This is a genomic window from Oscillatoria salina IIICB1 (assembly GCF_020144665.1).
Classification (GTDB): Bacteria; Cyanobacteriota; Cyanobacteriia; order Cyanobacteriales; family SIO1D9; genus IIICB1.
Map to the genome: position 1 here is coordinate 42,402 of NZ_JAAHBQ010000015.1, position 23,736 is coordinate 66,137.

Here is a 23,736-nt window from a genome sequence, read left to right on the forward strand (position 1 = left end):
GTGACCACTTAACACTTAGCAGTTTATCCCCTTGTCCCCCTATTTAGAGGTCTTCTTAAAATAACTCTCCATCACCTGACGCACGATCGGTGCAGCAACCGAACCACCGCCACCACCAGAATGTTCTGCAAACGCCACCACCACAATTTCTGGCTTATCCGCAGGAGCATAAGCGCCAAACCAAGCGTGCGGACGACCTGGAGGAGCCTCAGCCGTACCACTTTTACCAGAAACAGGAGGCAAATGCGGCACCCGCAAAGCTCCTCCCGTACCGCTAGCAACCACCTGTCTTAAACCTTGTTGTAGAATTTGCACCGTACTTGGTTTCAAATTCAAAGACTCTCGCCACTGCTCTGGTAGAGCATCATTTTTCAACAAATGAGGCTTAACTCGGTAGCCGCCATTAGCAGGGACAGCAAACATCACCGCCACCTGTAAAGGCGTTGCTTGAGTAAAACCTTGACCGATAGACATATTCACCGTATCACCTACAGTCCATTCCCAATTAAACCGCTTTTGCTTCCAAGCGTCATCAGCAATCAAACCAGGTACTTCTTCAGGTAACTCAATACCTGTTTTTTCACCAAAACCGTAGCGACGCGACCATTCAATCAAAGTCGGTCCGCCCACACCGCGACCAATTTGACCAAAAAAGGTATTACTACTCCAAGCCAAAGCCCGAACAAAACCCATCGGACCAAATCCGGCTCGGTTCCACTCACCAAACCTAGTACCACCAACATTAAGATAAGCGTAAGTATTGAGAACCGTATTCGGAGAATACTTACCCGACTCCATACCAGCAGTAGCCGTCACCACCTTAAACGTAGAAGCTGGTGGAAAACCGCGTAGCGCTCGATTAACAAACGGATTACCTTCCCCTTGTAACTGCTTCCAAGTCTCCGGTGTAATTCGAGATGAGAAAATATTCGGATCGAAAGAAGGATAGCTAACCAAAGCTAAAACAGAACCATCATTCGGGTCAAGTGCGACAACTGCGCCCTTACGTCTGCCAAGAGCAGCTTCCGCCGCTTTTTGTAACTCTAGGTCAATAGTTAAATTAACGTCCTTACCTGCTTTAGCACGCTTTTCACCTAGCACGCGCAATACCTTACCAGCACCATTAACCTCAACTTGCTTGCCGCCCCACTCTCCACGCAAATTCTTTTCAAAAGAGGCTTCAACTCCCATCTTCCCAGCAATATCACCAAGCCGATAGCCCTCCTGTCTTCGACGAGCCAATTCTTCTGCGGTTAACTCTCCCGTATAGCCTAAAACGTGAGCAGCTAGCTGTTTATTAGGGTAGTGTCTGACGTGTTCGATATCTACCTCTACTCCCTCTAGTTCTTGGCTAAACTCTTTAAGAGCAGTAATCTGAGCAGGTGTCAAACCACGAGCAACCCGCATCCGTTCTAGTAAATCTTCACCTGCTTCCTCAACCCGCTTTTGTATTTCCTCTTCTGGGATATCGAGAATCTCTGCCAAACGCGCCCTAGTTTGCAGCCAGTTAGGTTTTTTGGGAGCAATAGGCCAAACAAAGACCGAGTGAGATAAGCGGCTACTAGCAAGAATTTTGCCTTTACGGTCAAAAATAGTCCCTCGCACTGGCTGTTTCGGAATTAAGCGAATGCGGTTGTTTTCTGCTAACTGCCGATTTTGCTCGCCCTGGACTAGCTGGAGGTAAAACAGACGAAAGCCAATTCCGCCCAACAGAAGCAAGCTAATCAGCAACATCATAATTAATGATTGATATTGGCTTCCTACAGTACGAGGAGTGGGTCGTCTTCCAAGTTTAGAACCAGACTGAATTATCGTCATTGAGTTAATCGGGAGGGGTAAACGACTAAATTGTTTAGATTAGATGTTAATAGTTTCCTAGGTGAAGATAGGTGAATGGGCGGATAGAATAAACCCAAGCCTACTTGCACCGATAATATTTTCAGTAACGAAGATGGGGGAAAAACCAGGTAAAAAATTAAGCGCAAATCAAGAAAATTCTGCGTTTGTGTTTACCCAATCCCCACTTCACACTTACTTAAGACATCTTAACTCTCTAGTTATACCAGCTATGGCTCAAATTTTCCTCCCAAAACAAGGCTCGACCGAGATTGAACCATTACAGTTTGACGTTGAACTGCGTAAGGTGTTCAAGGTTTTCAATGGTGAAACTGCTGTTCGTGGAGTAGATATCGCTATTCGTCCGGGAGAATTTTTTAGTATTCTCGGTCCTTCAGGCTGCGGAAAAACTACTACTCTACGCCTGATTGCTGGATTTGAAACTCCGTCAGCAGGTGAAGTTTTGATTCAACACAAGTCGATGAATCACGTTCCTGCTTATCGCCGCCCGGTGAATACGGTGTTTCAAAGCTATGCTTTATTTAATCATTTGAGCGTGGCAGAAAATATTGCCTTTGGATTGCGGATTAAAAAGTTATCTAAGTCGGAGGTGGAAGCGCGAGTTAAAGAAGCTCTCAAAAGCGTCCAAATGCTTGAATACGCCAGGCGCTTTCCTAATCAATTGTCTGGAGGACAGCAACAACGGGTTGCTTTAGCGCGAGCTTTGGTCAATCGACCTGCGGTGGTTTTACTCGATGAACCTCTGGGAGCGTTGGATTTAAAGCTGCGTAAGGAAATGCAGGTGGTACTTTCTAAGTTACATAAGGACTTGGGGCTAACTTTTGTGATGGTAACTCATGACCAAGAAGAAGCGCTGTCTTTATCCGATCGCATTGCGGTGATGCGTGGAGGTAAAATCGAACAAGTTGGGACTCCGGCAGAAATTTATGAATGTCCTCGGACTCCTTTTGTGGCAGATTTTATTGGCGATACTAATTTGTTTGAAGGGCGCGTAACTGTCGATGATTCTTCTTTGGTGAAGGTTTTTACGGGTAAGGGTTTGGAAATTATCGTAAAAACTAATGACCAAGAGCGATCGCTACCCAAAAATTCTCATAAAGTAGTGGTAAGCGTGCGACCAGAGAAAATTAAACTTTCTCTGGAGCCACCGACGACAACCCAAAATTGTTTTGAAGCCCGACTTAAACACATTATGTATTTGGGTACTCATATTCATTACTTGGTGGAACTAACAGCGACTGGCGATTCGGTACAAGTGATGCAACCGAATACAATTGCTAAGTTACCTGAAGTTAATACCTCGATTTATGCTCATTGGTTGGCAGAAGATTGTTTGGCTTTGGTGGATTGAGAAATGTTGAAATCTGGATTAAATTCGTTTTTACAAGAGTTGGAGGCTTATTGCTACCAACAGGCGATCGCTACTTTCCTCAATAGTAAGGGTGAGTGTTTTGTGGTTGATTTGAGCCGAAAGGGCAAGGTTGTTATTTACGGTTACGATCGCTATACTAGGGATCTTTTTATCGATCGACTGGTTCAAGGCTGTTCTCCGGCGGCTTCGCTGATTTTACGTTCTTTTACGGCTGAAGTTGATGAATTTACTCAACTACCAGTTAAGGAACTTCGAGGTTATGTCCTTAAAAGTGCTGGAGCAGATTTGACTTTTGAGAAGTTGCCTCCGAATGTGATGTTTGCTTGTCAAAATACTGATGCTGAAACTGGAGAACCTCTGCCATTAGAACAATCAGTACGTTATTGTTAAAATCAATTTGCTTGTCACTGCATCAGTTGACCAAAAATAATGGGATTAATCCCTGTCCATTATGAATGAAGAATCTACGCCCTCGTGGGACGTGGAGCGTCAAAGTTAACTGGGAGTGAAATAGTTGTGCCTCGTAAATTCCGTTCGAGATTCCCGAAACGCTCGACTCGCCGACGTTTCTTACAAGGATCGGCTGCCGCCGCCGTTTCTGGGCTGGCACTTTCTAGCTGTGGTTGGACGCTAGCCCAAATTAGCGAAACTCCTCCGGAGGAAACTAAAGATGTTTTATACATCTACACTTGGGCTGGCTACACTGATGATGAACTTCTGGAACGTTTTCGCGAACAAACTGGTATCCGCGCGATCGCTGATGTTTTTGACTCGAATGAGGCGATGTTGGCGCGGATTCAAGCTAGTAGTGGTGGGGAATACAGTATTATCTATCCTTCTGACTATATGGTGCAGGAAATGGTAGATTTGGATTTGTTGACTCAGCTTGACAAATCTCGGATTGAGGGATGGAACCGACTATATCCCCGTTTTCTCGATCCGATCTACGATCCTGAAGATCGATATAGTGTCCCGATGAGTTGGGGAACTACGGGGTTGATTTATAACCGCACTAAGTTACTCGAAGAACCTCAAGATTGGATTTATCTGTGGAATAATCAACAGAAACTTTCTCGACGGATGACTTTAGTTAATGATGTTCGTGAAGTAATCGGAGCAGCTCTAAAATTGTTGGGCTATTCCTACAACTCTACTAATCCTCGAGAAATTAAAGAAGCTTATGAAAAATTAGCAGAACTTAAACCAGCACTTGCTGCTTTTACTTCTGATGCGTGGCGAACTCAAATCCTTAGTGGTGACTTACTTATCGCTATGTGTTATTCCAGTGATGCTACGGAAATTATGCCGGAAAATAAGAATTTAGATTACGTTCTTCCGGCTAGTGGTTCGTCAGTTTGGGCGGATACTTTAGTTATTCCTCGCACTGCGCCAAATCCGGATGGAGCTTATGCTTGGATTAATTTTATGTTACAACCGGAAATTGCTGCCCAAATTTGCGAACGTCTTAGTTTTGCGACTCCGAATAAAGAGGCATTCAAATTGCTACCACCGGAAATTCAAAATAATAAAAGTCTTTTTCCCCCAGAGTCAGCTTTAGAACGTTGTGAAGGAATCGCACCAATTGGTGAAGAAGTTAGCGAAATTTACGATCTTTACTGGACGAAACTAACCAGTTCTTAGTTCAATTTATTGTCATTACGGAGGAAAAAATAAAAACATAGCTATAGTTATTTATTTCTTCCCGTTCAAATTATTAAGATAAAAAGCGTAAATAATCTCTTACCAGTAACTAATCGCCGATCTAACCGTGTCTACAAAACTAACCCCTTCAGTTCCTAATCCTGATGCTACTGAACAAATGGAAGAAAAACAGCCAGTTATTACGAAAAAAGGGCGCTTGCAGTGGCTAGAACCAACAATTTTACTTGCACCTGCTGGTGTTTGGTTACTTTTGTTGTTGGTATTGCCGACTTTAGTTATTTTTGAGTTAAGTTTAGTTGAGGGCATACGACCTGGTGATGTAGTTAACCCGGATGGATTGGGTAACTATTTACGTGTCTTTGAACCAGTAAATCTTATAGTCGTGAGGCGATCGCTGTTTTTCGCGACTGGGACGACGATTATTTGTCTGATTTTTGGTTTTCCTGTGGCTTATTGGTTGGGACAAATGTCGCCTCCGCGCTGGCGTAATTTACTGTTGTTGGGCTTTATTTTGCCTCTCTGGACTTCTTCGCTACTGCGGACTTATGCTTGGATTACAATTTTACGTCCTACAGGTGTGCTGAATACAATTTTAGGAGCGATTGGAATACCGGGATTAGATATTCTAAATCGTTCCCCTGCTGTATTAGTCGGAATGGCGTATAGTTATTTACCTTATATGGTGCTAATTCTTTACGCTTCTGTGGAAAAATTAGACCGACGTTTGTTAGAAGCTTCTGCGGATTTGGGTGCAAATCCCCTGGAAACTTTTTGGAAAGTAACTGTACCGCAAACTTTACCAGGCATTGCGGCTGGTTCGCTATTGGTATTTATTACTGGATTAGGAGATTTTGTCGATCCGGAATTGCTTGGGGGGGCGTCAAGTATGACGATCTCTCGCTTAATTTATAATCAATTTCTCGGTCCGGCAAGAAATTGGGGCTTTGGATCGGCTTTAAGTATGGTTTTGATTTTTGCTGTCAGTTTGGCGATCGCACTCCTGATTAAATATGGCGATCGCTCGGCACCTAAAGCATAAAAAAGATTTTATGTCAAGCTATCTGGCTCGATTCCCAAATTTCTTAATCTTTGAGCTAATCTTTCCGCCCGTTGCTGGGCTTCTCTTGCTTCTTGCTGGGCTTGAGTTACTTCTGTTTCTGCTTGCTTGACTCTTTCTTCCGGTGTCAGCAATCTATTTCCTGACTCATCATACCAATACAGCCATTCTCTAGTTATCCCCCCATACGTTCCTCTTTCACAACCAATTCCTAAACCTATTTCTGGTAGCCAAACCGGATTTTCCGGCTGTAATTGATATTCACCATCAACTAAACGATGTACCTCCAAACGCGGCTTCCGGCGACGCTGAGAAGAATAAATTACATAATACAATACTCCCAACTGAGCATAATCGGTTTTCTTGCGACTGTATTCGCCGCGATAATTGGCAGAAACAACCTCTAAAGTTAAAATTGGTATTACTTTTTCTACCCAAAGAACATAACTAAGGCGTAATTGTTCATCGTAGTATCTTTCCACACCCAAACTTAAAAATCCATCAGGGATAATTGGCGGTTGGTCAGGATGATAATATACACCCATATCGATTCCAAAAAACCAATCCCAACGCTCTACCCAATTTAGTAATAAAATTGCTTTGAGTAAACCAGGAATCAATTCTTGCAGTTCATTATCCACAGGAGTATCGTCAGAATGGGGTAATTCTGCGGCGGTTGGTAAGTTTTGCGGTAAATTCAAGTTGAGCATCGGAAAATCTTCCTACCAATAACCCTTATTTTAGCTAGCTTTGCTAGCAAATTTTGCAATTTAGGAATAAATTAAGACTAAATTAAAAGGAAATAGGCGATCGCGTTATGACTGATAAAATTATGTACCAACCACAGGAAGACGAAGAAATTCCTCTTGAAATGAATAAAGCTAAAACTGGTTTTTCCTGGCAGGTAGTTTTTACTGGTTTAATGTTTTTTTATATGTATCTGCCCATTTTGGTACTAACTTTTTATAGTTTTAACGAGGCTACTTATAGTACCAATTGGGAAGGTTTTACTCTGAAATGGTATTCCCAACTGTTTGAGGATGGTAGGATTATTCGGGCTTTAGAAAATAGTTTAGTAGTTGCCTTTGCTTCAGTAGCAATTTCGGCAGTTTTAGGGACGATGATGGCTGTAGGTTTAGCTAAATATCGTTTTCCTGGGAAAACTCTCTACCGAGGTATTTCTTACTTACCTTTAATTGTTCCCGATATTGCGATCGCTGTTGCCACACTTGTCTTTTTAGCAGTAATTGGTACTCGTTTAAGTTTGTGGACAATTGTCGCGGCTCATGTCGTATTTTGTCTAGCTTATGTAGCGATCGTCGTTTCTTCACGAATTGCTAATCTCGATCCTAACTTAGAAGAAGCGGCTTTGGATTTGGGTGCAACTCCTACTCAAGCTTTTCTGAAAGTTTTGCTTCCGGAATTAACTCCAGCTATTGTTGCTGGTTGTTTATTATCTTTTGTTCTTAGTTTAGACGACTTTTTAATCGCCAGTTTTACTGCTGGTACGGGTGCAACTACCCTCCCAATGGAAATTTTCAGCCGTATTCGTACAGGTGTCAAGCCAGATATTAACGCTCTCAGTGTCTTATTAATTCTTGGTTCGGGTATCATTGCTTTTATCGCTGAATATATCCGTTACCAAGGGGAAAAAAAGCGTTTTCAGTAATTGGGGATTGGGGTTTTCAGTTACCAGTAATCAGTTATCAGTGACCAGTTATCAGTTATGAGTAGGGATTGGGAGAGAAGGAAGAGGGGGAATTCAGTTATCAGTAGATATTGGAGACAAGGAACAGGGGGAATAGGGGGGAGACAAGGGAGAGGGGGTGGATAAACTGGTAACTGTTCACTGGTAACTGTTCACTGAAAACCCCAGTCACCAGTCCCAATTAAACAAGCTTCAGATCGGGATATCCAGCCAAAATATCATCAGTGGTTAAAGTATCACCTTCAGCTTGGGGAGTCCACAGAACTTCCACAGCAAGAAGGCGATCGCTACCAACTCCACCAATTTCTCGTAACGCTTGACGTAAGTCATCGGCGCTATTAATCTGCGGTAAGTCGAGTTTTCCTTCGACACCAACTACCACGGTAACAACAATATATTCTCCTGGTTCTTGGGGAATTTGGGTTGCTAATTCGCCGTTACCTTGATTTAATGCTGGTTTAGAGGCTTGTCTGAGTTGACCTTCAACGTTAGAAAGTGTTTCTTCGGTAAACTTACTGCGTTCACCTAAAGCTAACTGATTAAATTTAGCTTCTGCTGAATCTAAATTAGCGAGATCGGATTCAGTTGCACCATAAACCCAATATTCCGGGTGACGCAATAAAGCCAAACTTGCTTCTTGTAAGACTAAAGCACGACCCGCAGCAGTATCGGTATTAGCAGTACGTCCGAGATCGTTTAACTCTTTTTGTAGGTTACGAGCATCGGATAAAAGCCCCACTTGTACTTTAGCGACAGAAACTTTCGGGTTGCTGTAACTAATTGCACCATCGCCACCAGAAATACCGCTATTGCGGAAACTGCGAACAATAAAATTGGCGATCGCCAAAAATATCAAAATTGTAAATAGCCCGCCAAATCCCCCTCCAATCCCGAAGAAGGGAAACAAAAACGGAAAGCCAAATCCGCCTCCCGGATAGCCGTAGCCACCTCCTGGGGCGCGATAACCACCGCCTGGAGGAGAATAAGTCCGACTTGGTGCGCGGAATGAACCGCCACCAATACGCCCGCCACTTCTGGCAGCTAAAGCATCTGGGGCGTGAGAAAATACGAGTGTGAAAATCAGTCCAACGACTAACAAAGATTTTAAAAGCGGTTTAAATTTGGGAAGTAGTTTCTTTAGCATCTGAATATTTGCGCTTAACCGAACTGAAATAATACCTTAACGACAATTCGGGCAAGAAAACACCTCTCTCCCGATAAGTCTTAAGATTTAGAAGCGGTTAACTGACGGTAATTTCGCCCTACCCGCTACAGTTCTTAATTTATCTCAATAAAGAGGGCTTCTGCCGACGGCTTATTCATGAGGAAAACCGAACCAGATCTGAGAATTACCTCATTCAGCCACCACCAACAATGGTAACGATTTCCAAGCGATCGCCTTGCTGTATTTGTGTATCTGACCAATTTTGCCGATGCAAAATCTCGCCATTGTACTCCACTGCCACCAAACGCGGATTAAAATTTAGTTGCTGTAGCAGTTCCGGCAAACTAATTTGGGCGTTACAGGTAACAGGATCGCCGTTAACTTGGAGAGTAACTTGTTTTGTAGCTTCAGACATTAACTTTTTGCTTCTAAACGACGGAGAGTTTGTCTTTTCGTTAGTTGAGAGAGAAAATATTGAGTTACTAAGCCTGGTTGTTCTGCTTGCATAATCGCACGAACAACAGCTACTCGTGTCGCCCCAGCATTTAAAACATCATTTAAATTATTTGGATCTATACCACCGATCGCAAACCAAGGGATAGGAGAATTTTGGGCAGCATGGCGAATATAATCAAAGCCAGTAGCCGCTTTTCCCTGCTTAGTTGGCGTTTCATAAACAGGTCCAACACCAATATAATCCGCACCTTCAGCGATCGCTTTTTGCATTTCTTCAGGATTTGTCGTCGAACGACCGATAATTTTTCTTGAGCCTAACAAATGTCTTGCGAGTGCAATTGGTATATCTTGTTGTCCCAAATGAACTCCATCAGCATCCACAGCGATCGCTAAATCCGGGCGATCGTTAATAATAAATAAAGCTCCGTAGTGATGGCACAACTGACGTAATTTTCTCGCTTGAGCTAGTTTTACTGTATCGTCAGCTTCTTTATGGCGATATTGAACTAAACTTAATCCCCCTTGCAGCGCCGCTTCTACAACACTAAACAATTGTTCCGAAGGAGAAGTTACCAAATACAGCAAAGCATTTTTAAGCTGCTGGTGGCGTGGATAAGCTAATAAACTACTTTCGAGACTATAAACTCGATAGCGCAGTTGCTTACAGGCTGTTCCCATCTGCGGTTTATACAGCTTCCCATATTCTTCCAAAACCCGCAAAGCTTCCTCAATCCGACACAAATTCGCCTGTAACAATTGGTCAAGACTCGAACGTTGTTCTTCCCTCGGATGAGATAATTCTGTACCAGGATCGCCCGGAGTATCTCGCGCTGCTCGTAACTCCGAAGTATGCCAACTGGCTAACTCTTGGCGCATTTCCTTACATTCGAGTGCCATTGGACTCGACTCTAGCCCAAAACGACACCATTCCTCAACAATCCGCAAACCTTCCCTAGCACGGTCTAGATTAGCATCGAGAATACGATAAATTGCTCGTTCTTGTCCTCTACCCTGGTTATATTGTTCGCCCATCGCCAAAAACTCCCCTAAGTGCGATCCAAAAATAGCGATCGTCATTGTTACTTTATTTTTTCACTGCTACAGCAGGATCAAAGCTAAAGTTAAATTTTCAGTCTATATAGGAGTCAATATACATGACCTTTACCTGCTCTGAACTACTGGAAAAACATCCTCAAGCTTGGCAACAAGCTACGGTACACCCTTTTTTGGCAGGATGCAAGTCTGGCACAATTCAAGATTCTCAGTTTGATACTTGGCTGGTACAAGATTATTTGTTTGTGATTGAGTTTACTCGCTTTGTGGCACGAGTTTTAGCCAACGCTCCTGCGGATAATTTTGAGATAATTTTAGGGGGGTTAAGTGCTTTAAAAGCCGAACTGAATTGGTTTCAAACTCAAGCAAAAGAACGAAAATTAACTCTAGAAACTGACAAACAGCCTACTTGTCAAGAATACTGTGAGTATCTCGAAGAACTGGCTGATAAATCTTATCCGGTGCAAGCGACAGCATTTTGGGCGATCGAACTGGCTTATAATCAAGCTTGGCAGCTACCCGGAAAAATGAGTCCAGCTTATCAAGAGTTTAGCGATCGCTGGGGTAATCCTGATTTTACTGAATATGTTCAATTCCTGGAAAAACAAGCAGATCGAGCTTTATTTACTGCTAAGCCATCCGAACAACAGCAAGCACAAGTAGCTTTTCTCCAAATAGCTCATTTAGAAAAAGACTTCTGGCAAATGGCTTTTAATGCCAGCTAGACAATTCAACGGAGAGGGAGAGATTCGAACTCTCGGAGCCTTTCGGCTCACCCGATTTCAAGTCGGGCGCAATCGACCACTCTGCCACCTCTCCAAGGTTAAGTATATTTATCATATCAAACCGTCGAAACTTCTTGAATCTGATAAAGAATTTCTTTGGAGACGATACTGAAATCTGATTTTAGCCAAATCAGCGAAATCTCTGTAACTACGCGATTTGACAAGCTAACAATCGAGAAATTCCGTAGTTTCTCATCTTCGTTGGTAATAATTCTGGGTACGCGGGCAGAATTAAGATAAACGGTTCCCTGAGTATCTTGATTAACGATCGTGCGTAATCTTTCCTCAGTATGGCGCAGCCGATGGTGCATATGACCGAAAGTAACTAAAGGTATATTTTTCCCGAAAGAACGCACTTTCGCGATCGCTTCTGTCAAATCGGGGTCGCCAAAATCACCACCTTGAGGATTCCAGTCTCGTCCACAAGTATCTTCTGGTTTGTCTCCTAAACCTGCTGGACCGTTGTGACCAAGAAAAATCACTGTATCATACATCGTAGATTCCGCCGCAGCCACAATTCGCATCGTCGATTCAGCAAAATTATTCACGTTGTAGCGCGATTGGTAAAATTCTTTGCTTCTCCACTCAGAACCACCCCAAGTAAAAGGACGACTCCCTACCACCGATAATTGTAACTGAGGCAAATCTAACTTACCGTAGCCTACATGAGCTTCACCCAACAAATCTAGCTGTTGTTGTACCCAATCTTCGCTGCTATGGTCATAAGGACTGCGCTTGCGACCCCAATTAGTTGCAGTATACCAAGCATCATGATTACCCATCACTGCGGCTTTAGGAAGAGTCAGATTAGCGATCGCGCGGACAACTTCTACCGACTCATTCCCAAAATCGCCGACAAATAAGACTAGATCGACACCTAGATGTTTTAAGGCTAATTCATCTTCTGGTTCCCACTGCTCGTGTACATCCCCAACCACAGCAATTTTTATCTGCTGATTTTCGCGATCGCTCATAAAAGTCCCCCTCTGGTGTTCCTTTTCTAGGATAAAAGGTCTGAGCTAGCGATCGGGGAGGACTTGACAGTAATTTATAAACCCATTACTGTCAAGTATACTAACTTAGTATTGCCAAAAAGAACAAATATTATCTTCTTAAGAAAGGTAAATCTCTACACCAACAGTTGTAGGAATCGTAGTTTATAATCGAAGCAACAGCATATTATTTTACAATCAAAACCGTCATAAATCAGGTTTAGGCACTGCCAACTTATTTGCTATCTTGCCAAATTTGCCTCTCAGCCATAAAGACTTAGTGGGCGCGGATTTTAGGATGCGCTGTAGCGTACCTTAAATTCGTGTAAATAATTGAAAATACCTAACCATGAAATACCTTCTGAATGCTTTTTTAAAAGCTAGTGTAGAAAATCCTTTTTTTCGAGGCTATACTAGCACCAACCACGTCTTTGCCAACGAACGCTTAAAAATTTTACACGAGCGCGCAGAGTTTTATCGACAGGAAATAGAAAAACTTCAAAAACACATAAACTCTAATTACGGAGGTACTCGTTGGATAGAAGCTTCAGCGCATTTAGATGCAGCAGAGATTTCTGGCAATCCGAATCTTTATCACTTATGCAGAAAAATAGAACAATTAGCTGATAAAAAAGCACAAGTAGAACAAAAAATAGCCAAAATAAACAAAAAAGAAAAACGCAAAAAGTATGAAATAGCCAAAGTAAAAAGAAAGCAGGAGGGTAAACAAAGTTTATTAGATAAGATTGATAATATAGTAGTTTTTATTCGAGTTTGGTCGAGAAGAATTTTGATTCTTTTTGTTATTATTTTAGGATTAAAAACTTGTCTTGCGCAAACTCAAAATCAAACGGAGTGGGAGTATAAAACTGGCATGATTTCTAGTAATGTTCTAGTGAGTCAAGACGGAAATTTAAAAATTAGGCAGTTGCGATCTTATCAAGAAGCTTGTGTCACTGGAAAACCAAGTGACTCTTATTACCTTAAAGATGGTGTAAGTGGCGTATTGTATCCCAGTCAGTGCGGTCAATATGGTGGGGATATTGCGGAATATAAGTTTATCGATATCGGTGGTAATGAAAGATGTACGGGAAAAGCGGTAATTGGATTAGGAGAAAGAGAAGCAGAAGCTGTAACCTTTTGGGAAATTGAAGATGCAGTTTCAGGTCACGTTTGTAGCACTATAGGGAAAACTTATGAAATAAAAATGCACTCTCTGGAAATAAAGTAATAGTTAACAATTATCTTTTGTGTGTTTAAGAAAGAAATACATATCTGCTTGCCAAATACTTGTCAATATCTAGTGAATAGTATTTTGCTTTCATAGAGCGATTGATAAATAAATTAAAGGATGATTAATTATGTCTGAACAAAGAAAAATAACAATTGTTAGTTCAGTTATTTTACTAATCATTAAAGTAACATATGGTATCCACGTTGGTTGCTTTGTTGGTGCGGCTGCGGGAGCGTGCATCGGAATGGTAGAAGGTGGATTTTCTTACTTAATGAGTTTTTCTGAAAGCACCGAGTACGGGTCAGCAATACCGCTACTTTCAGATACTATATTTACTTTTGTCGGTGGTAGCTTTTTGAGTCCGGCTAATACAATTACGGGTTTTTTTGGCGGAATGTTTAGTGGTGCTGGAGTTGGTGCTTGGGGGGTATTTTAACTAGCTTACTTTTAGGTATTTTTCGATTACTAGAAGCTTTAAATTTGGAAAAATTTAAAGTGGCAATATCTGTTTTTAACGGTATTTTTGGTGGTCGAATAGGTGCTGTACTACTAGGAACATTAACCAGTAGTATTACAGGATTTGTAGTGCGGTATATTGCCAAAAATAATCCTAATGAATCCATTACTATATTCGGATTTTTGGGGTTAAGAGGTGGTCTTTATGTGGGAATTGCAATCGGGCTATGTTTTGCAATTTATGGATACAACAAATCCTCTATTAATTTATCCTTGAAGAAAGTAGAAAAACTGAGAGAAAAGGCATTAGCTATTTTGCTAGCAGCTTTATTATTGATAACCCTGTTTGAATTTTGGGGAATAATTTTGATGATAGTGCTATTTTCTCTCTTGAATTACGGTCCAGAAAATAGCCAAGAATTCTTGAAGAAAAATGTGATCTCAAAAGCAAAAAATAAAAAATGGATACTTATTCTAAGTGGTTTGGCTGGTGCTATTGGCTTCAAAGGTTTTTTAGGTGCTATTTTCGGCGTGCTTACAGGATTAGCTATAAATCGATGGTTATTGCCACAATTACAGAATCGTCTGACTAAGGTAGAAAGCTCAGAAATTTCTTCTCATGAATATTGAATGTATAGCGATCAGTCATCTGAGAAAGATTGTTGTTATTATGGTTGAAAAAATAATTAAAATGTGGTAATAGTCAAAAAAGTTGCCGAACTACGCTCAACCTAATCAAACGTCTAAAAATCATTAAAAATAAAGAACTTCAATTGAGGGAGACGAAGAGCCTATCGAAACTATCTACGGAAATCTTCAGGGATTAAAGCCGAGCCAAATCAAACAACTACAAAGGCTTTATCATCAACGTATACCCGGCGATCGCATAACTACAATAGATTTGTCTGAGCGACTGGCAGCAATTAGCACAGAAATTGCTCAACCAGTTTGTGCGTATTTCAATCGCCGGGGACAAGTAATTCGAGTCGGAGTTGGTTCTCCTCGTCAAACTAGAATACCACCTCTGGAATTACCCCGTTATGGTGCAGAACGCTTGTCTGGCGTTCGCTGTATCGCGACAAAATTAAAGCCAGAAGCACCAAAAGAGTCTAGTTTAACCGCAATGGCTATCCAACGCTTAGATGCTTTAGTAATGCTTACCCTTACAGGTGGTGGTAAACAGCGTCGTGGAGGTGGTGCAACGGGCTACGTTAAACAAGCATATCTCGCTCACCTGTTACCTCAACCGGAAATAGAACTAGAGCAAAGATTTTACTGGACTGTTTCCCCACCACTAAGTTTAGAGGCGATCGCTAAACAAGATTTTCTCGACTTAGTAGAAGGGTTAGAAGCTGAATTTCGTCGCGAGTACGTTGCTCAAGAAGTTGATGGATCTCGCGAACGAGTGCTAGTAGTAGGTTTGATGACCGATGAAATTTCACCCCTTCAGTTTGAGAATGGTTTAGCTGAAGTAAGCAGGTTAGTTGAGACTGCGGGAGGAGAAGTTTTACAGACAATTCACCAAAAGCGATCGCGTCCTCATCCCCAAACGGTTATCGGTGCTGGTAAAGTTCAAGAAATTGCTTTGCTTGTCCAAACTCTCGGTACTAATTTGGTCGTATTCAATCGCGATCTCTCCCCAGCCCAAGTCCGCAACCTGGAAAAACAATTCGGCGTGCGTGTGGTAGACCGTACTGAGGTAATTTTAGACATTTTTGCCCAACGCGCTCAATCTCGTGCAGGTAAATTACAAGTAGAACTTGCCCAGTTAGAGTATATGTTGCCTCGTCTCACAGGTCGAGGTGAAGCAATGTCTCGTTTGGGTGGTGGTATCGGTACCAGAGGACCTGGAGAAACTAAATTAGAAACTGAACGCCGTGCTATTCAACGTCGGATCTCGCGCTTGCAAAAAGAAGTTAACCAATTACAAGCACATCGTTCTCGTTTACGTCAGCGTCGTCAAAAACAAGAAGTTCCTAGCATCGCTATTGTTGGTTATACGAACGCGGGTAAATCTACTTTAATTAATGCCCTAACGAACGCGGAAGTTTACACCGCCGACCAACTTTTTGCTACTCTTGACCCGACTACAAGGCGTTTACCTGTTCCCGATGCGATCGCCGGAGAACCGCTTACAATTCTACTCACGGATACTGTCGGATTTATTCACGAGTTACCACCAGCTTTAGTCGATTCTTTCCGAGCAACCCTAGAAGAAGTTACTGAAGCTGATGCACTGCTACACCTTGTAGACTTATCTCATCCCGCATGGCAAAGTCAGATTCGTTCTGTCACCAGTATTTTAGCCGAAATGCCGGAAACCCCAGGCCCTGCTTTGATTGTCTTTAATAAAATTGACTGCGTAGACAGCGAAACCTTAGCTATAGCACAAGAAGAGTTTCCTTTAGCCGTGTTTATTTCGGCAAGCGATCGCCTCGGTTTAGAAACTCTCCGTCAAAAGTTAGGTCAGCTTGTCCATTATGCTGTTGCTTCTGTTCGGCGATCGGGTGTAGATTGACAAATTAAATATTATTGCTTCATTCAGGGATATGGTGAAAATTCGTGAATTTTACTTTCACATTCACCTCAAAGCCCGATCGTCATTTTAATTGAGTTATTCCTATTGAAAACTATAGCAAATAGTTCTTTCATTTCCATGACGTTGGCTAGGATTCCAGATTACGCAAATGGCTTCACTCCGATGAACATAAGCTGTATAGCCTTCAATCTCGGCTGTATCAGATGAACTAAACTGAACCTGAGTTCGAGAACCATTTGACCAGTGAATGATTACAGTATTGCCAGTTGACTCAATTTCACATTCTGAGTCTTCTATTATTGGCTCACTTTCTGGCTCACCATTTTGCCTCTCAAAATAAAGGCAATTTGCACTTTCGAAGGGTTCAGCTATGGAAGGATAAGCAATAACTAAATTAAGAAGTGAAACTGCAAGAGCGCAATAGTAGTAGTTAAAACCTAGTAGAAAATTAAGAGTACGTTTCATTAGGTGATTTCTTAGACAAATAATTTGGCAATCGAGATTAGAGGTTGGGGGTTGGGGACTGATAGTCAGTATTAATCACCTTACCTATCATTCCCTCATCACTTCATCCCATTACCCACCATTCCCTCATCCCACTCTCCCCCGTCTCCCTTTCAATTAACCCTCAGTCCGTCGCCGTACTGAATCAGCGTGAGAAGGTAAACCTTCAGCCTCAGCTAAAGCTTGAATCGCTGAAGACACTTTTTTCAAGGCTGTCGGTGAATATTGAATTAAACTCGAATGCTTCATAAACGTTTCTACGCCTAAAGCAGAGGCATAACGAGCAGCACCGGAAGTTGGTAAAGTGTGATTTGGACCTGCAAGATAATCTCCTACCGCTTCCGGAGTAGAGTTACCTAAGAAAATTGCGCCAGCGTGACGAATTAATTCGCTTAACGCCCAAGGATCTTCAACTTCTAATTCCAAGTGTTCTGGTGCGAATAAGTTAGAGAGTTCCGCCGCGACTTCTAAAGAATCGACAACGACAATCAAACCATAGTGCGCGATCGCTTTTTCGGTGAGAATCCGACGCTCGTGATTTTGCAGTTGATTACTCACTTCTTGTTGTACTTTCGCCGCTAGTTTGGGGTCGGTGGTTAATAAAATTGCTGCCGCTAAGGGATCGTGTTCTGCTTGTGCTAAGAGATCGGTAGCCACGTGAACTGGATTAGCATTACTATCAGCGATAATCAGCACTTCTGATGGTCCAGCTAACGAGTCGATCCCCACAGTACCGTAAACCAGCTTTTTCGCCAGAGTCACGTAGATGTTACCTGGACCTGTAATTACATCTACCTTCGGAATCGTATCCGTACCGTAAGCCAAAGCCGCGATCGCCTGCGCGCCACCGACTTTGTAAATTTCTGTAACTCCTGCTTCTTGGGCAGCTACTAGGACAGCAGGGTTAATTTTTTTCTCTTTTCCTGGTGGAGTTATCATAATAATCCGCGGCACTCCGGCAACTTTCGCCGGAATTGCGTTCATTAGTACCGTACTCGGATAAGATGCCCTACCACCCGGTACATATAACCCTGCGCGATCTACCGGGGTGTAGCGCTTGCCTAGCACGACTTCATCTTCCGCAAACTCCACCCAAGATTTCGGGATTCGTTTGCGGTGAAAAGCCGTTATTTTCCTATTAGCAAGCTGAATTGCCGCCAGTAACTCTTGATCTACTTGTTGATAAGCAGCATCTAGTTCCGAACCGCTCACGCGCAATTCTTCCGAATTGAGAGTAAGCCCGTCAAACTCTGCTGTATAGTCTAGGACGGCTCGATCTCCCAGACGTTTTACCTTTTGGAGGATTTCGCGAACGGTAGCCTCTTTGTAGAGAATCTCGTCATTGTGAGTGCGATCGCCAATCCGCCGCAGTTCGCTTTGTGCATCAGTTGCACGAGTGATGATTCGCAACATGGAGTTAACAGTCCCCATTGAAAGCTATTACCCACTGTGAGCTAACACCGTCAGCCCCACATCTTCTTTTGTTGCAGATGCGGATGCTTTCACGCTTACCCACTCCTCTAGCTTAACCTGGATTTTTGCCCCCTCGTGCTTTTTGGCAAACAGATGTTATATTGTTTGGAAGATACTATCCTTAAATTACTAATCAATTTTTTTGACCCCTTGAAAAATTTACTAAAATATGTTAATTAACTAACTTACGTAGAAAAATTAACTAAAAAGTGCTATGCTAGATAAGCTTAAGCTGATATAATTAAAATTTCAGTATAGTTTACATCGCAACAAGAAGATTTATCTAGACAACAGTGGCTAATTCTAAGTCTGCAATCAAACGAATCCAAATTGCCGAGCGCAACCGACAGCGAAACAAAACTTATAAGTCAGGGGTAAGAACTCTGATGAAAAAATATTTTGGTGCTGTAGAAGAGTACGCGGCGAATCCTACTCCAGAAAAAATGGAGCAAGTGAAACAAGCAATGGCGGCAGCATACAGCAAAATAGATAAAGCAGTAAAGCGGGGAGTATTACACAGCAACAATGGTGCAAGAAAAAAATCTCGTTTGGCAAGAGCTTTAAAGCGAGTAACGGGATCTTCCGAACAACAGCCTGCCTAAAACAAGGTATGCTACTTGTTCTTGGTGAAGAAAAAACCTCAGTCAGAAGATGATGTCCCCATGGGGGGATGCAGTTCCGAAGTAGTTTTTGGCAAGCTTGAGGAGTTTAGCTTTACTTCGATTGGGGAGAGAATGCCAAAGACAAATTTTTCAATCAGAGCTAAGCAAAAGGTTGTGTAGAAAAAAAAGGATATTTTTCTAGACAACCTCACAATTATCTAAAGATAGTCGTAGTTAGCTTGATAGAAAAAACAAAGCGAAAATAGGCGGCAAAATTAAGCAGCGCTGAAGCGCAAAAGTTCACCTCAGCAGAATGTGCCAATGGAGTTGATAGACACCCACGTTCATATTAATTTTGACGTATATCAAGGGGAGTTAGAAGCGCTATCGACGCGCTGGCGGGAAGCAAAAGTAGTCAAGTTGGTGCATTCCTGCGTTCACCCAAAAGAGTTTGCTAAGACTCAAGCACTAGCAAATCGATTTCCAGAACTGTATTTAGCAGTAGGATTGCATCCTCTGGAAGCAGACAAAGCAAACGCTCAAACTCTCCAGGAAATCCCAAAATTAGCTGCATCAGATCCGCGAGTAGTAGCCATCGGAGAAATCGGACTTGATTTTTACAAAGCAGAAAACCACGAGCAGCAAAAAAAAGTATTTATCGAGCAAGCAGCGATCGCGCGCCAACTTGGGCTACCTGTAATTATCCACTGTCGGGAAGCATCAGCAGCACTGCGAGATTTATTGCTGACAAGGGATGAAAAACAGCAACTGCGAGGAGTAATGCACTGCTGGAGCGGTACAGTAGAAGAAACAAAATGGTTTTTAGACTTAGGATTTTACATCAGTTTTAGTGGCATAGTCACGTTTAAAAATGCCACTCAGGTACAAGAATCGCTCAAAATAGTTCCTAGCGATCGCCTTTTAATCGAAACCGACTGTCCCTTTTTAGCACCAGTTCCCAAACGAGGCAAGCGTAATGAACCATCCTACGTCCAATATATCGCCGAACAAGCTGCCAAACTGCGCGGCGTATCTTTAGAAAAATTAGCAGCTCAAACAACCAAAAATGCTCGCTCTATTTTTGGTTTTTCCCTAACTCAGTCCCACGATCGCCATAAACACGCCGATTGATTTTTATCTTAGTTGAGTCAGTGAAAATCAAGCAGCAAAAAGTTACAACTCACAGCAGCGATCGAGTAACCATTACAGAAAAATTACGGGAGTAGCAATTGAGAGCAAAAAAACTAAGAAATACTCAAAATATAGCTGTGTAAATTTTAGCTGAATATCCCCAGGATCGAATTCCCAAAAATAAAATCTGTTAACAAAAAAAACTTTCCAGAAAACAACTGTAAATTAGTCAAACCGACAAAACTCAGACAAAGGCAAAAAAACCAGCAATATCAAGCTCAAAAAATTAGTAATAATCCCACCCGCTCGACTCCCCAAAACTCCTAGGGAGCCATAGTCAAAGACAAACAAAAGCAAACAAATCTTAAAGATCGCTATGAACAATTTAACTTATAACCTTCTCCCAGACTTAATTGAAATTCAGCGCTCCAGCTTCCGTTGGTTCCTTGAAGAAGGATTGATCGAAGAACTGAATAGCTTCTCGCCCATTACTGACTATACAGGAAAATTAGAGCTACACTTCCTTGGTTCGGACTACAAACTAAAACAGCCAAAATACGACGTAGACGAAGCCAAACGTCGCGACAGCACCTACGGGGTGCAAATGTATGTACCCACCAGATTAATTAACAAAGAAACAGGAGATATTAAAGAACAAGAAGTATTTATAGGCGACTTACCATTAATGACCGATCGCGGCACATTTATCATCAACGGAGCCGAACGCGTCATCGTCAACCAAATCGTCCGTAGCCCCGGAGTATACTACAAATCAGAAATCGATAAAAACGGTCGCCGTACCTACTCAGCCAGTTTAATCCCCAACCGAGGCGCATGGCTGAAATTTGAAACAGATAAAAATAGTTTAGTTTGGGTAAGGATTGACAAAACCCGCAAACTGAGCGCCCAAGTATTGCTCAAAGCCATCGGCATCTCCGATAACGAAATCATCGACGCACTACGCCACCCAGATTACTACGAAAAAACCTTAGAAAAAGAAGGCAACCCCAGCGAAGAAGACGCCCTCCTAGAGTTATACCGCAAACTGCGTCCCGGAGAACCCCCAACAGTCTCCGGCGGAGCCGCACTCTTAGAATCGAGATTCTTTGACAGCAAACGCTACGACTTAGGACGTGTCGGTCGTTACAAACTCAACAAAAAACTCCGCCTAAACGTACCAGACACCATGCGCGTACTCACCCCCACCGACATTCTCGCAGCGATCGACTACCTAATTAACCTCGAATTCGACCTCGGTGCAACCGACGACATCGACCACCTCGGAAATCGTCGCGTCCGTTCCGTCGGCGAACTACTGCAAAACCAAGTTCGCGTCGGCTTAAACCGCCTCGAACGGATTATCCGCGAACGAATGACCGTATCCGAAGCCGAAAACCTAACCCCCGCCTCCCTAGTCAATCCCAAACCATTAGTAGCCGCAATAAAAGAATTTTTCGGCTCCTCCCAACTATCCCAATTCATGGACCAAACCAATCCCCTCGCCGAATTAACTCACAAACGGCGTTTATCCGCCCTCGGACCCGGAGGATTAACCAGAGAACGAGCAGGCTTTGCCGTCCGCGACATACACCCCTCTCACTACGGTAGAATTTGTCCCGTAGAAACCCCAGAAGGTCCCAACGCAGGCTTAATTGGTTCCTTAGCGACTTATGCGCGGGTTAATCAGTATGGTTTTATCGAAACCCCCTACTACCCAGCTCAAGCAGGACGAGTCTTACGCGACGACGGACCAGTATTTTTAACCGCCGACGAAGAAGACGATTTACGGGTAGCCCCCGGTGATGTAGCCACCGACCAAGCAGGAAACATCATCGGAGACGAAATTCCCGTCCGCTATCGACACGAATTTTCCACCACCGTCCCAACTCAGGTAGATTATGTGGCTGTTTCGCCGATGCAAATCGTCTCCGTCGCCACCTCCTTAATACCCTTCCTAGAACACGACGACGCCAACCGCGCCCTCATGGGTTCCAATATGCAGCGTCAGGCAGTACCCTTATTAAGACCAGAGCGCCCCCTAGTCGGAACCGGCTTAGAAGCTCAAGCAGCAAGAGACTCCGGCATGGTCGTCGTTTCTCGCCACACTGGAATAGTCAGCTTCGTTGATGCCGAACGAGTAATCATTCAAACCAACGACGGTAAACAAATCGAGTACGAACTACAGAAATACCAGCGCTCCAACCAAGACACCTGTTTAAATCAGCGCCCCCTCGTCTACCAAGGAGAAGACGTCGTCCCCGGACAAGTTTTAGCTGATGGTTCGGCTACCGAAGGCGGCGAACTAGCCCTAGGACAAAACATCCTAGTCGCCTATATGCCTTGGGAAGGCTACAACTACGAAGACGCGATTTTGATTAGCGAGCGCCTAGTCTACGACGACATTTATACCTCAATCCACGTCGAAAAATACGAAATCGAAGCACGGCAAACCAAACTCGGTCCAGAAGAAATTACCAGAGAAATTCCCAACGTTGGTGAAGACGCTTTGCGTCAGTTAGACGAACGCGGCATTATCCGGATTGGTGCTTGGGTAGAAGCCGGGGATATTTTGGTGGGTAAAGTTACACCTAAAGGTGAATCTGACCAACCCCCAGAAGAAAAACTGCTGCGAGCTATTTTCGGTGAAAAAGCACGAGATGTGCGCGATAACAGTTTGCGCGTCCCCAACGGTGAAAAAGGTCGCGTCGTCGATGTTCGCGTCTTCACCAGAGAACAAGGAGACGAACTACCTCCAGGTGCGAACATGGTCGTCCGAGTTTACGTCGCCCAAAAACGCAAAATTCAAGTCGGCGACAAAATGGCGGGACGACATGGAAATAAGGGGATTATTTCCCGGATTTTACCGATTGAGGATATGCCTTTTCTCCCAGATGGGACACCGATGGACATCATCTTAAATCCCTTGGGCGTACCGAGCCGGATGAACGTGGGACAAGTTTTTGAGTGTCTTCTCGGATGGGCAGGAGAAAATCTGGGGGTTCGCTTTAAAGTGACTCCTTTTGACGAAATGTATGGTTCAGAAGCCTCCCGGAACTCAGTACATAGCAAACTAGACGAAGCCAGCAAACGTCCCGGACGGAATTGGATTTTCGACCCAGAACAGCCAGGGAAAATTTCCGTGTATGACGGCAGAACCGGCGAAGCCTTCGATCGCCCCATCGCAGTCGGTAAAGCCTATATGTTGAAACTAGTTCACCTAGTAGACGACAAAATTCACGCCCGTTCCACAGGTCCCTACTCCCTAGTCACCCAACAACCCCTAGGTGGCAAAGCCCAACAAGGCGGACAGCGCTTCGGCGAAATGGAAGTTTGGGCCCTCGAAGCCTATGGCGCAGCATACACATTACAAGAACTATTAACAGTCAAATCCGACGACATGCAAGGGCGAAACGAAGCCCTCAATGCGATCGTCAAAGGCAAACCCATTCCCCGTCCCGGTACCCCAGAATCCTTTAAAGTCCTGATGCGAGAACTGCAATCGTTGGGTCTAGACATCGCAGTACATAAAGTCGAAACCGCAGAAGACGGAAGCAGCAAAGACCTAGAAGTAGACCTAATGGCAGACATAGAACGAAGACGCACCCCCTCCAGACCAACCTATGAATCCTTAACAGCAGAAGACCTACAAGAAGAAGAAGAAGTCTAATTGATTTCAGCAAAAAGATTCAC

General features: G+C 43.3%; 21 protein-coding genes and 1 tRNA gene. 13 read left to right on the forward strand and 9 right to left on the reverse strand.

Annotated elements, in window-relative coordinates; translation table 11 throughout:
* Positions 1-39 precede the first annotated feature (39 nt).
* Entirely contained in the window at positions 40-1,818 is a 1,779-nt protein-coding gene (gene mrdA / locus G3T18_RS05845; RefSeq protein WP_224409598.1) for a penicillin-binding protein 2, read from the reverse strand.
* A gap of 250 nt (positions 1,819-2,068) precedes the next feature.
* Between mrdA and G3T18_RS05850 the strand changes: the two genes are divergently transcribed.
* The 4 genes from G3T18_RS05850 (at position 2,069) to G3T18_RS05865 (ending at position 5,930) form a co-directional block, all read left to right on the forward strand.
* Positions 2,069-3,208 (forward strand): ABC transporter ATP-binding protein, encoded by a 1,140-nt coding sequence (locus G3T18_RS05850; protein WP_224409599.1) that lies wholly within the window; start codon positions 2,069-2,071, stop codon positions 3,206-3,208.
* 3 nt (positions 3,209-3,211) lie between these two features.
* Positions 3,212-3,619 (forward strand): hypothetical protein, encoded by a 408-nt coding sequence (locus tag G3T18_RS05855; protein WP_224409600.1) that lies wholly within the window; start codon positions 3,212-3,214, stop codon positions 3,617-3,619.
* Between the two features lie 126 nt (positions 3,620-3,745).
* The gene (locus tag G3T18_RS05860) at positions 3,746-4,870 is read left to right on the forward strand and encodes an ABC transporter substrate-binding protein (protein WP_224409601.1); all 1,125 of its coding nucleotides are present in this window, start codon (positions 3,746-3,748) and stop codon (positions 4,868-4,870) included.
* A 178-nt stretch (positions 4,871-5,048) separates the two neighbouring features.
* Positions 5,049-5,930, forward strand: a complete 882-nt coding sequence (locus G3T18_RS05865) for an ABC transporter permease (RefSeq protein ID WP_224409642.1) — start codon at positions 5,049-5,051, stop codon at positions 5,928-5,930.
* 8 nt (positions 5,931-5,938) lie between these two features.
* On the opposite strand, the gene G3T18_RS05870 is transcribed toward G3T18_RS05865, so the two are convergent.
* Complete coding sequence (locus G3T18_RS05870; protein ID WP_224409602.1) at positions 5,939-6,658, reverse strand: Uma2 family endonuclease; 720 nt, start codon at positions 6,656-6,658, stop codon at positions 5,939-5,941.
* 107 nt (positions 6,659-6,765) lie between these two features.
* Here G3T18_RS05870 and G3T18_RS05875 point away from each other — a divergent pair, with 107 nt between their 5' ends.
* A complete protein-coding gene (locus tag G3T18_RS05875; RefSeq protein ID WP_224409603.1) occupies positions 6,766-7,617 on the forward strand; it encodes an ABC transporter permease in 852 nt (283 codons plus the stop codon).
* Between the two features lie 220 nt (positions 7,618-7,837).
* Here G3T18_RS05875 and G3T18_RS05880 read toward each other — a convergent pair whose 3' ends face one another.
* The 3 genes from G3T18_RS05880 to G3T18_RS05890 all read right to left on the reverse strand — a co-directional run bounded on the left by G3T18_RS05880 (position 7,838) and on the right by G3T18_RS05890 (position 10,309).
* The gene (locus tag G3T18_RS05880; protein WP_224409604.1) at positions 7,838-8,800 is read right to left on the reverse strand and encodes a DUF1517 domain-containing protein; all 963 of its coding nucleotides are present in this window, start codon (positions 8,798-8,800) and stop codon (positions 7,838-7,840) included.
* Positions 8,801-9,014: 214 nt separating this feature from the next.
* Positions 9,015-9,236, reverse strand: a complete 222-nt coding sequence (thiS, locus tag G3T18_RS05885; protein ID WP_224409605.1) for a sulfur carrier protein ThiS — start codon at positions 9,234-9,236, stop codon at positions 9,015-9,017.
* Entirely contained in the window at positions 9,236-10,309 is a 1,074-nt protein-coding gene (locus G3T18_RS05890) for a thiamine phosphate synthase (protein WP_224409643.1), read from the reverse strand. The genes thiS and G3T18_RS05890 overlap by 1 nt, the downstream gene beginning before the upstream one ends.
* Before the next feature lie 122 nt (positions 10,310-10,431).
* Here G3T18_RS05890 and G3T18_RS05895 point away from each other — a divergent pair, with 122 nt between their 5' ends.
* Entirely contained in the window at positions 10,432-11,055 is a 624-nt protein-coding gene (locus G3T18_RS05895) for a thiaminase II/PqqC family protein (protein ID WP_224409606.1), read from the forward strand.
* Positions 11,056-11,064: 9 nt separating this feature from the next.
* On the opposite strand, the gene G3T18_RS05900 is transcribed toward G3T18_RS05895, so the two are convergent.
* Together G3T18_RS05900 and G3T18_RS05905 are read right to left on the reverse strand one after the other, a co-directional pair.
* Positions 11,065-11,149: transfer RNA gene (locus G3T18_RS05900), tRNA-Ser, on the reverse strand.
* A gap of 22 nt (positions 11,150-11,171) precedes the next feature.
* Positions 11,172-12,089: a TIGR04168 family protein gene (locus tag G3T18_RS05905; protein ID WP_224409607.1), complete on the reverse strand. Its 918-nt coding sequence runs from the start codon at positions 12,087-12,089 to the stop codon at positions 11,172-11,174.
* A gap of 367 nt (positions 12,090-12,456) precedes the next feature.
* On the opposite strand from G3T18_RS05905, the gene G3T18_RS05910 reads away from it, so the two are divergent.
* From G3T18_RS05910 to hflX, 4 genes are all read left to right on the forward strand, one after another.
* Positions 12,457-13,338: a hypothetical protein gene (locus tag G3T18_RS05910; protein WP_224409608.1), complete on the forward strand. Its 882-nt coding sequence runs from the start codon at positions 12,457-12,459 to the stop codon at positions 13,336-13,338.
* A gap of 130 nt (positions 13,339-13,468) precedes the next feature.
* Positions 13,469-13,777 (forward strand): hypothetical protein, encoded by a 309-nt coding sequence (locus G3T18_RS05915; protein ID WP_224409609.1) that lies wholly within the window; start codon positions 13,469-13,471, stop codon positions 13,775-13,777.
* A 59-nt stretch (positions 13,778-13,836) separates the two neighbouring features.
* Positions 13,837-14,427: a hypothetical protein gene (locus tag G3T18_RS05920; RefSeq protein WP_224409610.1), complete on the forward strand. Its 591-nt coding sequence runs from the start codon at positions 13,837-13,839 to the stop codon at positions 14,425-14,427.
* 271 nt (positions 14,428-14,698) lie between these two features.
* Positions 14,699-16,315, forward strand: a complete 1,617-nt coding sequence (gene hflX / locus G3T18_RS05925; protein ID WP_263480279.1) for a GTPase HflX — start codon at positions 14,699-14,701, stop codon at positions 16,313-16,315.
* 102 nt (positions 16,316-16,417) lie between these two features.
* Here the strand turns inward: hflX and G3T18_RS05930 are convergent, their stop codons facing one another.
* Both G3T18_RS05930 and hisD read right to left on the reverse strand, forming a co-directional pair.
* Positions 16,418-16,801 (reverse strand): hypothetical protein, encoded by a 384-nt coding sequence (locus G3T18_RS05930; RefSeq protein WP_224409611.1) that lies wholly within the window; start codon positions 16,799-16,801, stop codon positions 16,418-16,420.
* Between the two features lie 156 nt (positions 16,802-16,957).
* Entirely contained in the window at positions 16,958-18,253 is a 1,296-nt protein-coding gene (gene hisD, locus G3T18_RS05935) for a histidinol dehydrogenase (RefSeq protein ID WP_224409645.1), read from the reverse strand.
* A 353-nt stretch (positions 18,254-18,606) separates the two neighbouring features.
* On the opposite strand from hisD, the gene rpsT reads away from it, so the two are divergent.
* The 3 genes from rpsT (at position 18,607) to rpoB (ending at position 23,713) form a co-directional block, all read left to right on the forward strand.
* Entirely contained in the window at positions 18,607-18,915 is a 309-nt protein-coding gene (rpsT, locus tag G3T18_RS05940) for a 30S ribosomal protein S20 (protein ID WP_224409612.1), read from the forward strand.
* Positions 18,916-19,236: 321 nt separating this feature from the next.
* Positions 19,237-20,046 (forward strand): TatD family hydrolase, encoded by an 810-nt coding sequence (locus G3T18_RS05945; RefSeq protein ID WP_224409613.1) that lies wholly within the window; start codon positions 19,237-19,239, stop codon positions 20,044-20,046.
* A gap of 376 nt (positions 20,047-20,422) precedes the next feature.
* Complete coding sequence (rpoB, locus tag G3T18_RS05950) at positions 20,423-23,713, forward strand: DNA-directed RNA polymerase subunit beta (RefSeq protein WP_224409614.1); 3,291 nt, start codon at positions 20,423-20,425, stop codon at positions 23,711-23,713.
* The last annotated feature ends 23 nt before the right edge of the window (positions 23,714-23,736 follow it).

Excerpts from the sequence above, each read along its gene's own strand:
- mrdA (WP_224409598.1), bottom strand. The coding sequence starts at position 1,818 with ATGACGATAATTCAGTCTGGTTCTAAACTTGGAAGACGACCCACTCCT.
- G3T18_RS05850 (WP_224409599.1), top strand. The coding sequence starts at position 2,069 with ATGGCTCAAATTTTCCTCCCAAAACAAGGCTCGACCGAGATTGAACCA.
- G3T18_RS05855 (WP_224409600.1), top strand. The coding sequence starts at position 3,212 with ATGTTGAAATCTGGATTAAATTCGTTTTTACAAGAGTTGGAGGCTTAT.
- G3T18_RS05865 (WP_224409642.1), top strand. The coding sequence starts at position 5,049 with ATGGAAGAAAAACAGCCAGTTATTACGAAAAAAGGGCGCTTGCAGTGG.
- G3T18_RS05870 (WP_224409602.1), bottom strand. The coding sequence starts at position 6,658 with ATGCTCAACTTGAATTTACCGCAAAACTTACCAACCGCCGCAGAATTA.
- G3T18_RS05875 (WP_224409603.1), top strand. The coding sequence starts at position 6,766 with ATGACTGATAAAATTATGTACCAACCACAGGAAGACGAAGAAATTCCT.
- G3T18_RS05880 (WP_224409604.1), bottom strand. The coding sequence starts at position 8,800 with ATGCTAAAGAAACTACTTCCCAAATTTAAACCGCTTTTAAAATCTTTG.
- thiS (WP_224409605.1), bottom strand. The coding sequence starts at position 9,236 with ATGTCTGAAGCTACAAAACAAGTTACTCTCCAAGTTAACGGCGATCCT.
- G3T18_RS05890 (WP_224409643.1), bottom strand. The coding sequence starts at position 10,309 with ATGGGCGAACAATATAACCAGGGTAGAGGACAAGAACGAGCAATTTAT.
- G3T18_RS05895 (WP_224409606.1), top strand. The coding sequence starts at position 10,432 with ATGACCTTTACCTGCTCTGAACTACTGGAAAAACATCCTCAAGCTTGG.
- G3T18_RS05905 (WP_224409607.1), bottom strand. The coding sequence starts at position 12,089 with ATGAGCGATCGCGAAAATCAGCAGATAAAAATTGCTGTGGTTGGGGAT.
- G3T18_RS05910 (WP_224409608.1), top strand. The coding sequence starts at position 12,457 with ATGAAATACCTTCTGAATGCTTTTTTAAAAGCTAGTGTAGAAAATCCT.
- G3T18_RS05915 (WP_224409609.1), top strand. The coding sequence starts at position 13,469 with ATGTCTGAACAAAGAAAAATAACAATTGTTAGTTCAGTTATTTTACTA.
- G3T18_RS05930 (WP_224409611.1), bottom strand. The coding sequence starts at position 16,801 with ATGAAACGTACTCTTAATTTTCTACTAGGTTTTAACTACTACTATTGC.
- hisD (WP_224409645.1), bottom strand. The coding sequence starts at position 18,253 with ATGTTGCGAATCATCACTCGTGCAACTGATGCACAAAGCGAACTGCGG.
- G3T18_RS05945 (WP_224409613.1), top strand. The coding sequence starts at position 19,237 with ATGGAGTTGATAGACACCCACGTTCATATTAATTTTGACGTATATCAA.
- rpoB (WP_224409614.1), top strand. The coding sequence starts at position 20,423 with ATGAACAATTTAACTTATAACCTTCTCCCAGACTTAATTGAAATTCAG.